This is a genomic window from Microbulbifer sp. MKSA007 (assembly GCA_032615215.1).
In the GTDB taxonomy this organism is placed as follows: domain Bacteria; phylum Pseudomonadota; class Gammaproteobacteria; order Pseudomonadales; family Cellvibrionaceae; genus Microbulbifer.
The window spans coordinates 2,092,301-2,104,535 of the sequence record CP128433.1; the positions used below are offsets into that span (position 1 = coordinate 2,092,301).

9 protein-coding genes are annotated in these 12,235 nt (G+C 50.7%); 4 read left to right on the plus strand and 5 right to left on the minus strand.

Annotated features, from left to right (window positions below; translation table 11 throughout):
* Positions 1 to 264: 264 nt before the first annotated feature.
* Both QT397_12205 and QT397_12210 read left to right on the plus strand, forming a co-directional pair.
* Positions 265 to 2,667, plus strand: coding sequence for a TonB-dependent receptor (locus QT397_12205; GenBank protein WNZ58057.1), 2,403 nt, complete (start codon positions 265 to 267; stop codon positions 2,665 to 2,667).
* Positions 2,668 to 2,774: 107 nt separating this feature from the next.
* The gene (locus tag QT397_12210; GenBank protein ID WNZ58537.1) at positions 2,775 to 4,784 is read left to right on the plus strand and encodes a sulfotransferase; all 2,010 of its coding nucleotides are present in this window, start codon (positions 2,775 to 2,777) and stop codon (positions 4,782 to 4,784) included.
* A gap of 509 nt (positions 4,785 to 5,293) precedes the next feature.
* Here QT397_12210 and QT397_12215 read toward each other — a convergent pair.
* The 3 genes from QT397_12215 to QT397_12225 all read right to left on the minus strand — a co-directional run bounded on the left by QT397_12215 (position 5,294) and on the right by QT397_12225 (position 8,852).
* The gene (locus QT397_12215) at positions 5,294 to 5,767 is read right to left on the minus strand and encodes a GNAT family N-acetyltransferase (protein WNZ58058.1); all 474 of its coding nucleotides are present in this window, start codon (positions 5,765 to 5,767) and stop codon (positions 5,294 to 5,296) included.
* Between the two features lie 198 nt (positions 5,768 to 5,965).
* Entirely contained in the window at positions 5,966 to 7,618 is a 1,653-nt protein-coding gene (locus tag QT397_12220) for an amidohydrolase (protein ID WNZ58059.1), read from the minus strand.
* Between the two features lie 67 nt (positions 7,619 to 7,685).
* On the minus strand, positions 7,686 to 8,852 hold the full coding sequence (locus QT397_12225; protein ID WNZ58060.1) for a PQQ-dependent sugar dehydrogenase: 1,167 nt from the start codon (positions 8,850 to 8,852) through the stop codon (positions 7,686 to 7,688).
* A 122-nt stretch (positions 8,853 to 8,974) separates the two neighbouring features.
* Here QT397_12225 and QT397_12230 point away from each other — a divergent pair, with 122 nt between their 5' ends.
* Positions 8,975 to 9,181 carry a DUF2905 domain-containing protein gene (locus QT397_12230; protein ID WNZ58061.1) on the plus strand — a complete coding sequence of 69 codons (207 nt, stop codon included), beginning with the start codon at positions 8,975 to 8,977 and terminating at the stop codon, positions 9,179 to 9,181.
* 44 nt (positions 9,182 to 9,225) lie between these two features.
* Here the strand turns inward: QT397_12230 and QT397_12235 are convergent, their stop codons facing one another.
* Complete coding sequence (locus tag QT397_12235) at positions 9,226 to 10,332, minus strand: L-dopachrome tautomerase-related protein (GenBank protein WNZ58062.1); 1,107 nt, start codon at positions 10,330 to 10,332, stop codon at positions 9,226 to 9,228.
* A gap of 27 nt (positions 10,333 to 10,359) precedes the next feature.
* A complete protein-coding gene (locus tag QT397_12240) occupies positions 10,360 to 11,094 on the minus strand; it encodes a glycine betaine ABC transporter substrate-binding protein (GenBank protein WNZ58063.1) in 735 nt (244 codons plus the stop codon).
* Positions 11,095 to 11,217: 123 nt separating this feature from the next.
* On the opposite strand from QT397_12240, the gene QT397_12245 reads away from it, so the two are divergent.
* Positions 11,218 to 12,129 carry a LysR family transcriptional regulator gene (locus QT397_12245; protein WNZ58064.1) on the plus strand — a complete coding sequence of 304 codons (912 nt, stop codon included), beginning with the start codon at positions 11,218 to 11,220 and terminating at the stop codon, positions 12,127 to 12,129.
* Positions 12,130 to 12,235 lie beyond the last annotated feature (106 nt).

Genomic DNA, 12,235 nt, shown 5'->3' on the forward strand with positions numbered 1-12,235 from the left:
TTCCGGGTGAAAATTGTACAAACTTTCACTTTTGAAGAATTTTGTATAGAATTCCGCCCAAAATTTGTACCGGCGGCCTTATTTTTCTGCATTTTTGCCTTTCTACATTAGTTAGATCAGTTCATTTTGGCGCTGAATCAGCGCTGTATCTTCTGGCAAATTATTACAGTACTAAGCAAATGTACGGCTGGAGCAGGGGCATCGAGCCCCTGGCCTTGGGGTATTGGGCGGAACAAAAATCAAAATGAACGCAAGGAGAAGTCTGTGTTTGAGAAAAGCAAATTGCACTGCGCCATACTGGCGACAGGCGCAGCAGTATTGAGCAGCCAGTCGACACTCGCTGAGCCGAGACAAATCGAGGAGGTGACGGTTACTGCGACCAAGCGAGCCGAAAGCGCACAGGATATTCCGGTGACGGTTCAAGCTTTGGGGGAGGAGAGCCTGGACAATCTGAACGTCTCCAACTTTGATGATTACATCCGTTTTATGCCCAATGTCACTGCCGGTGGTCGTGGTCCCGGGCAGTCTTCCATTTACATTCGTGGTATGGCCACTGAGACCATCGCCACCCAGCTGTCCCAAGCTAATGGCACCGCGCCCAATGTCGCTCTCTATCTGGATGAGTCACCGGTGAGTATTGGTGGCAGAAACCTGGATGTTTACGTGACCGATATTGAACGGGTCGAAGTCTTGAAAGGTCCCCAGGGCACTCTATTTGGCGCCAGTTCCCAGGCCGGCACTGTACGCTTGATTACCAATAAGCCGCAGCTGGATGAATTCGATCTCAGCATCGAAGCAGGATTGGCAACCACCAAAGGTGGCGAGTTGTCCGATAGCTTGGAAACCATGATCAACCTGCCCTTGATTGAGGACAGGCTGGCCCTGCGCATGGCAGCCTATCAGTCCAATGAGGGGGGGTATATTGATAATGTGGCCGGCACCTACACCCCGGATGCCTCTATAAATCCGGCCTGGGAGGGACTGCCGGTTGCCAGTGCCAACAACGAAGATTTGGTAGAGGAAGATTTTAACGATTCCAGCTACAAAGGTGTTCGCGTTGGCGTAAATTATGTGATCAACGATGATTGGTCACTACTGGTGCAGCACACGCACCAGGACCTGGAAGCCGACGGTGTTTTCGATCACGATCCGGAAGAGGTAGGTGATCTGGAAGTGCGCCGTTATTTCGAAGATTCCCTGGAAGACAGCTTCGACCTGACAAGCTGGACGCTGGAAGGCCGCATTGCCGCTTTGGATGTGGTTTATACCGGTGCCTACCTCGATCGCGAGGTGGAGCAGTCTATGGACTACACCGGTTACAACGATGTGGGCAACTACGTGGCCTACTACACCTGTAACTACGTGGATACTTGCTATGACCCCACCAAAGGCTACGTTGGCACTGTGGAAAATACACGCAGCAGCCACGAGCTGCGTTTCTCCACACCGCAGGATAATCCGCTGCGCCTGACCATTGGTGCCTTCTACGAGGATATTGAAATCCTTGATCAGGGTAACTTTGTCTACTCCTCAATCATCGATCTCGGCTTCCCAGAAAACTATCCGCGTGGCTGGTCGCCTGATACTACCGACCCGGTGCAGTCCACCGCGATCGATACTAGTGCGCGGCCGGCGGGCGTGGCGTTTTTCAATGATATTACCCGTCAGGAAGAGCAGTTGGCCTTTTTTGGTGAGCTGACATATGACATCAATGATCAGCTCAGCGCTACAGTTGGCCTGCGCCACTACGATATTGATGTGAAGCTGCTGGGCTCCGCCAATTCCTCATTTGGCAATGCCGGTGGGGTCGACGTGGATATGTATGGCGATAACCTCGATTCCAAGTGGGATGAGATGGGGATTGATGTGCCAATGAATGAGAGCGGTGTTATCAGTAAATTCACCCTCAGTTACACACCTACTGACGACATGCTGCTGTATGCCACTTATTCAGAAGGCTTCCGTCCTCCCGCTTACAATCGTGGTGGAGGTAATGGCAACGAAACCACAACCGTTCCCTACACCATTACTACCGATACCGTCGACAACTACGAAGCGGGCTGGAAAACGACACTGCTGGATCACAGCTTGCAGTTTAATGGCAGTATCTACTATGTAGAGTGGAGTGATATCCAGACAGCGGTATTTGATCCAGATGTCTATTTCCTGTTCTATCTGGATAATGCCCTGGATGCAGAGATTCGCGGTATCGAGGCAGATGTAACCTGGTTGCCCACGGATAACCTGCAACTTATCGGTGCTGTTTCTTACAACGATACCGAGATTACCCATGTGCCGGAAAGCGCAGCTAATGTGGCCCCAGAAGGTAGTGAACTGGCTCTTTCACCTCCTCTGCAATTTAATCTGCGGGCTCGCTACGAGTGGGAGCTTGCCGGGTTTGATGCCTACTGGCAGGCCGGAGTTGCCTATAGCGATGAAGCCTGGAGTTCTATAGTGATCGACCCGAATGATCGCTATAAGCAGGACGCCTACACAACTGCGGATGCATCCTTCGGTCTACGTGAATCCCACTGGGGTACGGAGCTCTATGTCGAGAATCTCACTGATGAGCGCGCAGAGTTGTTTATTAATACTCTGGATAATTCCAAGCGAATTACCACCAACCGCCCTCGTACAGTGGGCTTGCGTGTATCTTACGATTTCTAACTGGCAGCCCCTCTGGTAATTCAATGTTGAGGGGCGTAGTTTGAGTGGGGTGTGCCCAGTGCGCGCCCCCTATGTAATTACAAACTAATGAGATATTGCCCTTGTCAGTGCAGTCCCACAACTCCCAATCTGATGCCCTCCAGGCTGAACTCACCCAAAAAATCCGAGTCGCGCTGAAGGGGCGGAGTTTTTCCAGCGCTGCTGAACAGGCTCAACAGCTGGTGGACAAGTTTCCGGGTGACCCGGAAAGCTATTATTTATTGGCGGTGAGCCTGAGATATTTGGGGAGTACTGATCGGGCCCAGGCGGTAATTGACATGTTGCTGAAACTGGATAGCTCACATGCCCGTGCCTATCAGGAACAGGGGCATAACTTTGCCAAGTTGGGCGGGCTTTCGGAGCAGGTGGAGGCGTATCGGCAGGCGCTGGAATTGAATCCGGCCCTACATGCCAGTTGGAAGGGGCTCGCTGTGGGGTTGCGGGCACAAGGCAAAGAGCCCGATGCCCTAAAGGCCCTGCGCCAATTCCAGCATCTGCAAAGCCTGCCTCCAGCACTACTGAGTGCCACCAGCCTATTGTATGAGAAGAAACTATATAAGGCGGAGCAACTTTGCCGCAGTTTTCTGCAAAAGAATAAGCATCATCCAGAAGCAATGCGCTTGCTGGCATTAATTGGCGCCGAGCTGGGGGTGCTCGATGATGCAGCTTTCCTGCTGGAAAGCTGTCTCGAAATGAACCCCCACTTCCATCAGGCGCGTTTCGATTATATCGGTGTATTGCGCAAGAGGCAGAAGTTTGCCGCCGCCTTGGCGCAGGCCCGCATGTTGCGGGATGGCCAGGGTGGGCAGCAGAGTGACATTCTTTTCGCCACGCAGTGCGCCATGGTTGGAGATTATCAGACTGCATTGCAGATCTATGATCAGGTCCTGGCTGAATCTCCCCGATTGCATGGCGTCCTACTGCAGCGGGGGCACGCTCTTAAAACGATAGGCGAAGCTGACCAGGCCATTAATGCCTATCGGGCTTCTTACGAGTCCAGGCCGGATTTTGGTGATGCCTATTGGAGCCTGGCGAATATGAAAACTTACCGCTTTGATGATGCTGAAATTGAGCAGATGCAAGAGTTACAAGGGGGGCCAGCCACTGAGCGGGAAGATCGTTACCACCTTTGCTTCTCTTTGGGTAAGGCTCTGGAGGATCGCGGACAATATACAGAATCTTTTTCCTGGTATGAGCTGGGGAATGGGCTAAAGCAGCAAGAGTGCCAGTACAGCATTGAACAAAACCGCAGGGATACAGATTTACAAATTGCTCACTGCACGCCGGAACTGTTTAGCAAAAACCTGAATTCCGGCTTTAATTCGCCAGACCCGATTTTTATAGTGGGATTGCCTCGCGCCGGTTCTACCCTGCTGGAGCAGATTCTCGCTTCCCACCCGCAAGTGGATGGTACTTTTGAGTTGCACAATATTCTGGCTTCCGCCCGCCGCTTGGATGGCCGTCGACGGACCAGTGACGAACCCCGTTATCCGGGGGTGCTGCAAGCGCTGAGTGCCGACCAGCTCGCACAGATCGGCCAGCGCTATATCGAAGAAACTGCAATACATCGTGGTAAGGCTGCCTTCTTTATCGATAAGATGCCGAATAATTTTCGCCATATCGGTTTAATTCAATTGGCGCTCCCCAATGCAAAAATTATCGATGCCCGCCGCCATCCTATGGCTTGTTGCTTTAGTGGATTTAAGCAGTTGTTTGCGGAGGGGCAGGAGTTTACCTATGGTCTGGAGCAGATTGGTGAATATTATCACGACTATGTTCGTTTGATGGATCACTGGGACCAAGTGCTACCGGGTAAAGTCCTGCGAGTGCATTATGAAAACGTGGTGAATGACCTGGAAGGGCAGGTGCGTCGTTTACTGGACTACTGCGGCCTGCCATTTGCTGAAGAATGCCTGGAGTTCCACCGTACCGAACGCGCCGTGCGTACACCTAGTGCAGAGCAGGTTCGCCAGCCCATATACCGAAGCGGTACGGATCAGTGGAAGCATTTTGAATCTGAGCTGGAGCCTTTAAAGGAAATATTGTCTGAGGAGTTAGAGGCATATCTGGCGTCCTGACTGGAATGTGACCTAGCGGCAGTTAGTTCTTTAGTTCCATTCAGGAAGATGATGCATTGGGTCGATAAGGCAAAGATTGATGCCTACTCGCCTTCAAATTTCAGCTTAGCCTCCTCAACAAGTCTTTCATGCTAAGGCCGAGTCATGTCTGAGCGCGATTTGCGTACTTTAGTTGTATTCAATTTCATCCAATAGTCACACTCAATGGCGGCTAAAATGTATCCAGGCTTTCCTTCTATAAACAAACCCTGGTGAATTTTTTTGAGCGAATTTTTTCTGTGAATTTTCATTTGGTCGGAGCGGATTTACTAGGTGTTGGCAAGTTAGCAGTTTTACACTGCTATAAATTAACCTCTTAATTATTTACTGGCATCTATGATGATATTAGCTTATCTGGGGGGTCAATATGAGAAGGTCAATCTTGTTCGGGGGGTGCCGAAAATATCTTGTAGCAAGTAAGTTTGTACAAACTTGTTTGATAAATCTAACCTGAAAGAATTATTAATTTTTTAGCTTGGCTGTTTGCTAATATTTTTGGTTAGTTCTAATAGTAATCTTAAGGCATCTTTATGCCGGACTCCATCCTCAACAATGGGTTGATCATAGTTGTGTAAGAAATAATCTTTAACAACAGATTCAACCCTGAATCCATGGCGTTGATAAAAGGTCAGCTGGTAACCAAATGTACCGGTACTCAATTCAACTCTATGAACTCCCCTGGTGATGAGCTCTGATATGGAGAACTTTAACAGTTTTGATCCAATCCCTTGCTGCCGCATCTCAGGAGAAACTGAGATATTGAAAATCTCAGCGATTGCGGTATCAATTTCTTTTACTACGCATATACCTTCCACAGCGCCAGCATCAATTGCTGCGAAGCACCAGGATTCAGGTAAATAGCTGTCTATTTTCTTCTTAGAGGGATCTGCTTCGAGTAGAAGATATAAAGGTGCATCGCTTACGGGTATTTGGATGTATTTCATAGCGCGGTCTACTTGGTTTCTCTTTGAGGCATTAACCTATATGCGCTTTATCAATAAAATTTTCTCGTATCCACAAAAAGTAGTATAGCAATACAAGGTTGTTGGTGAATTGTGGGGCAGTCGTTATTTCTGCGAATACCGGCTTTCGCCGGTATTCGCAGATTTGAAGTGCGGGAAAAAATGAAGGTAAGTGACTGGCTACAGGGGTTTACGGTAGACCTGTTCTCCTTCAACCCAGGTCTCCAGAACTTGTACCTTCCAGATCTCCTGGGGAGCTATCGTAAAAATATCCTTATCCAGCAAAATAAAATCGGCGAACTTCCCGGCTTCAAGGTTGCCGATGACTTTCTCTTGATGGCTGGCATAGGCTGCATCCAGGGTAAAGGCGCGCAGGGCTTGCTCCAGAGTCATAGCTTCTTCAGTGCGCCAGCCTTTACTAGGGTCTCCCTGGCGGTCGCGGCGGGTAACTGCGGCGTGTAGACCGAAAAGCGGGTTTGCGGGTTCTACTGGGAAGTCGGAACCTGCGGCGATGGGAGTGCCTTGCTCCAGCAGTGTCTGCCATGCGTAGGCGCCGATCAGGCGCTCATTCCCCAGACGGTCGCCGGCCATGTTCTTATCGCTGGTAGCGTGAGTGGGCTGCATAGAGGCAATCAGGTTGAGCCGGGCGAAGCGCGGAATATCTTCCACCTCAATAACCTGGGCGTGCTCCACGCGATGACGATAGCTAGCTTGGCTCTCTGCCTTGTTTAGGGTTTCCAAATGGTTCAGTACGATATGGTTAGCCCTGTCGCCGATCGCATGTACGTTAACCTGGAAGTTATTGTCGGTAGCCAGCTTGAGCAAAGCCAACATTTTGTCTTCCGGGTAGAGCAGTAGCCCCTTTTCCTGAGGACGGTCGTGATAGGGCTCCAGCAGGGCAGCGCCTCGGCTTCCCAAGGCGCCATCGGCGGAAAGTTTGATGCTGCGCATATACAGCCGGTCCGAAGGCTCTCCAATATGCCCCGCCTGAAGTAACTGGGCATAGTTGTGGCTATCTACTGAAAGCATGGGGTAAATACGCAACGGGATGGCTTTCTTATTTGCCAGGTCTCGGTAGGCGTTCAGGGTCTGTTCGCTGATACCCGCATCATGCACACTGGTTAATCCCAGGGAGAGAGCGGTGGTAAATGCATTTTGTAGGTTCTTTTTCTCCTGGGCTAAAGTAGGTGCGGGTATCGCCTTGTACATCAGGCTCATGGCGTTATCGATCAGGATGCCTGTCGGGTTGCCGTTTTCATCCCGTAGAATCTCACCGCCATCGGGTGATTGGGTTTCCTTGTCGATCCCCGCTAACTCTAGGGCCCTGGAATTGGCCCAACCTGCGTGGCCATCGACCCTGCGCAACCAAATTGGCTGCTTGATTTCCAATTTATCTAGTTGTTTATGGGTTGGGAAAGCTTTGTTGGGCCAGGTAACCTGGTTCCAGCCACGGCCCGATAGCCATTCGTCGGGCCCCAGATCCCGGGCGTACTTCTTGATGGCTGAGAGTGCTTGTGCAAGGGAGTGATCGCGTAAGTCCAATTCCCCGGTGAGTTGGCCCAGGCCCAGCATATGGCCGTGGGCATCAATTAGGCCTGGGAGTAGGGTTTTACCTTGCGCGTCAATTCTGTCGGCTGTAGGGAACTGCTTTTCCAGCTGTTGATAGCTTCCAGTTGCCAGTACCTTACCTTGATCAAAGGCTAAAGCATCGAACGTGAGTAGTTGATCATCAGTAGTTTGGTAGCCGGAAACATTGTGAATCAGCGTGGCGGACTGAACACACAGTGAGGTGGCCATAAGTAGAGTGGCGGTAAGGGGGCGGAAAAAACGCATAGATAGCTTGCCTTATAGGGCGACTTTTGAACCTCGCCCCAACTAGTCGAATATCTTAAAATTCGAGTTATTGTTTTGCTGGATCTATGCGCAGTAAACGGCCTTTGGGGCCATCGGTCAATATGTAAAGACTGCCATCCTGGCCAACTTCTGCGTCGCGTACGCGCTCCCCAATAGGTATCCTTAGCTCGCCAATGGCAGCGCCATCTTTTATCTGAATGATCCTTAAATCTTCGCTAACTAATCCGGCGGAAATAAGCCGTCCTTTCCATTCGGGGAAGGCATTGCCGGTGTAGAAGGCCAGTCCTCCAGGGGCATGGGTATCGAGCCAGGCCAGTGCGGGCGAGGTAAATTCTGGATCCTCGATTTTAAAGGCTATATTGGAACCATCCCGGTAGTCCCGACCAAAAGTGACCCTTGGCCAGCCATAGTTACTGCCAGCTTTGAGGCGGTTCAATTCATCGCCTCCAGCGGGGCCGTGTTCGGAGGACCAGATCTCTCCACTTTGTTGATCGATCACCAATCCTTGGGGGTTGCGGTGGCCAAAGCTCCAGGTTTGCGGCAGGGCATCTGCTTGGTTTTTGAAAGGGTTGTCGTCGGGAATAGAACCGTCCCCATTAATACGAATAATAGAGCCGAAGTGGGTTTGTAGGTTTTGCGCCTGTTCCCTGGCAAAAATATCGAGGAATTCTTGTGGGGGATTACCGCCATCGCCAATGGTAGCCAGCAACGTTTTATCGGGTAGGAAGGCGAGCCGGGAACCGAAGTGTGCGCCGTTATTTTTACCCTGCGCGGACTTGAATATCTCTTCAAAGTTTTCCAACTTGCCGTTATTCCATTTAGCCCGACCAATGGCAAGTCGGTTGTTGTCCATATTGCCAATGGCATAGCTGAAGTAGAGCATCTGGTCTTGAGGGAAGGTGGGGCTCACAGCGATATCCAGTAGGCCCCCTTGGCCAAGAAACAAGATTTCTGCTGGAAACCCGATAGGTTCTGCCAATAATTTTCCATCTTTTACAATTCTGAGTTGTCCGCTGCGCTGGGTGATAAGAAAGCTTCCATCGGGCAGGTTGGTTATACCCCAAGGGTATTCAAGTGGGCCGGCGACTGAAGTAAGGGTAACCTCTTCGGCGAGCGGGATAGTGCCTCGGGAAATCAAAGGATTACCCTGGCTATTGGCAGCAGTGCTAAAAAAGATGCAGGTTGTGACAACTACACTAAGGAGGTATTTCACCACATGGCCTCTATCGATTTGTCTCGGGATTGAGCATAGATAGAGTAGTCACTGGGGAATGTCCAGGCAGTACGCCAGGGTAATTGTCAGGGTGTTAAATCATTCTGTAGGGAGGTGAATAGATGTCCCGCTGGTTGATTATCGCAGGAATAATTTTAGTGTTGGTTGGGGTGCTATTGCACTTTTCCCCAGGGTTATTCAGCTGGTTCGGGCGCTTGCCGGGAGATATTCGTGTGGAGTCGGGGCGCACCCGTTTTTACTTTCCAATTGTATCGATGATTATCGTTAGTTTGGTATTGAGTTTACTGGTGAATTTATTTCGACGTTAATAAAAAACCGCCAGGGTAACTATCTCCTGGCGGTGAGAGGGAGTTTATGGAGTGTAGCGGAAGCGCATCAGCTTGTAGGGTGGCTTGGCATTACCAAGGCCAGAACTGAAAGCAGGATGCTGGTGAAGCTGATCCTGGGTGATATATACCCAGCCATTGCTAATAGCGAGGCTGTCAGGCCAAGAGAGTTGTTTGTCCTGTAGCAGGATTTGGTAATTGCCCTGGGTGGTCAGTCCAATGGCGTTATTCTGCAGGTCGGTAACCAGCACGCCACCTTCCGGTGCCATTGCAATGCCATCACTGGGGTTTTTGGGGCCAAACTCTTCAATTTGTGCGGTTAGTTTACTCTCGGAAATATCGGCGTCCGCCAACTGCGCAGCAGGAAGGCGGAAGATTTTATCGCCGCTGAGGCTGCCAAAGTAGAGCCATTCAGACTTGTCGTCCAGGGCAATGGGATTGAGACCAAAGTGCAGGCTTTTATTCGTATCACCTTCAGTTTTAGCCGCTAGCAAAACTCCACCGATGATGAGATCCTGCTTTGGCGGCATAAATTCATTAGCGCTTTCCAGTACACGCCGAGAGCGTCCGGTTTTCAGGTCGACGACAATAATTGCCGGTTTGGTCGCGCCGTTAAAATTACCGAAGGACATATCGGCGATGTAGATTTTTTGGCGCTTTTCATCCAGGGCAAAATCCTGCGGAAATGAATTTTCTACTAATGCTGACTTGGAAATTTCAATCTGTTGGTGCAGTTTATTATTGACGCTGTCCCAGGCGACAAGTTGGACGGGTGTATTTTCAGCGCCCATATCCAAGATCCAGACGATGCCTTTGCTGTCAGAGTGAATGCCAATTACTGATCCAAAGCCCACTTCACCCTGTTCAGGCCCATCCGCCCAATCTCGATTGGGAAAGGGTTGCTTGGAGCCGTTGGCCATTACCTCGAGTACTTTTAGTTTTGGCGCATCCAGTGGGTGCATGCTGACCAGTACCCGGCCATTGGGGGTGATAGTGACACCGGCAGCGCGGGATTCGCTGAATTCAGTGACTGTTTGCAGGGACTCCGCTTCAGCTGCGTGAGTGACACTGGTGGCTAAGCTGCCAACACCTGCAAGAGCCAGAGCGGCAAATAGTATTTTTGGGGACTTCATTGCGACTTCCTTAAATTTTACTGTGTCTCAGTTTTTGGCTTGTTTGCGCAGCGCATCTTCCAAGGCGCTGAGCTTTTTGTTGCCGATATAAAGCTGGGACAGGGCAGCCAGGGCGGCGCTGCCAATTTTCTGTTTGGCATCTTTGCGCACGATGAGCGTTGCTTCATCTTGAGTGCCGAGAAGCCCTTTGGGCTCTTTTAGTGCGCGGATGGTGTAGCGGTTGTGGAGAAATTGCGGGTGCCACAAGGGAATCACTACCCAGCGCTCCTGCGCTACGGCGTCTTCAAAACGGTTGAAGCAGTCTGCTTCTGTTCCCGGTCGGAATTCGTAACCTGCCTTATCAAGACCATAGGCATGAATCATTTCAGTGGAAAAGCGGCTAATACCGGCACCGGGATTAATTCCCTGGATCAGGCGATCCATACGGGTGAGAGCAGGTTCGCTGAGTAGGTCATCAACACTGGCAATTGCTTTTTCGGGCACATAATCCGGCACACCCCAGATACAGTAGGGCTCATACAGCACGGTCACTTTTTCGACCTGGTCCAGCAGGGGATTCAGGTAGACCTCGTGGCTGGAGGGCAGCCAGGCCGAAGTTAAAAGGTCGATTTCCCCGTTTTTTAACAGCTCGAAGGCCGCCTCATGGGGGGCGGACTTGAAGCTGGTTTGGTGGCCGTGAGCCTCAAGAACCTTGGCGACTTCCCGGGCGCTGGCCTCGTGGAAAGAGAGCGCAATGTGTCCGATGCGAATACTGTTATCCATACCGAAACTCCCTGGTGTAAGTTTGTGACTGTGCAGTAGTGGCTGCGATAGGGGTATTGTGGTTGCTTTGATTTACCGGATAAACTGCAATTAATAGAAGTTAATATTCGATATTTCCGATCAATGCTGATAGATAATCTCAAGTTGTTCCTGCAAATTGTTGATAAAGGTAGTCTGGTCGCCGCAGCGCGGGACTCGGGCCTATCTTCCAGCAGGGTTTCCGAGCGCCTTGCGGCATTGGAGTCGCACTTCGGTGTGGTGTTATTGAATCGAACAACCCGGGCAATTAGCCTGACAGAGGAAGGGCGTACCCTGATTGAGGGTGCTAAACAGATTCTGGGTGAAGTGGATGACCTTGAAAGCCGTATTCGATTAGGAGCACAGACCCTGTCCGGTGGTATTCGCGTAAGTGCCCCCTGCGACTTGGGGCGTGCGATTGTGGCCCCGGAAATTGACCGCTTCTTACTGGATCACCCGACTATTTCTATTGAATTGCTGTTATCGGATGGTTATGTGGACATTGTCGGTCAGGGTATTGATATTGCCTTGCGTTTCGGCGCAATCACCGACAGTTCACTTCGGGTCAGGACCTTGAGCCAAAAGCAGCGCATCCTCTGCGCTTCTCCCAGATATTTACAAGAGCGAGGTACTCCACAAAAGCCCGGGGACCTGAAGGGTCACAACTGTCTGGTAATGCGTTTCGGTGAAAATCTGGATAACCACTGGCGCTTTCTCGGCGGCTGCGATGGATCGGGAAGTGAGCAAACTGTGGTGGTGCGCGGTGACCGGGTGACCAATGACGGGGAACTGGCTCGTCAGTGGTGCCTGAAGGGAAGTGGCATTATTTTAAAATCGGAACTGGATGTAGGGCCGGATATTCAGGCGGGCAGGCTGGTTCGCCTGTTAGAAAAGTACACTCCACCGCCAGTACCACTTCAAATGTTGTTCCCCCCAAGCCGGGCCCAGCCGCGCCGGGTGACGGTATTTGCAGACCGATTGGCCATGAAGTTTATGTCCAATTCTGCGAGGATTTAATCGCCCCTCTCAAGTTGATTGTTATCTTTATTTATTTTGAATTCAGGCCGTAAAGCTATGGCATTTTTTTATTCTTCTATAATTAGGCTTGTGACTTTCTAGTTCA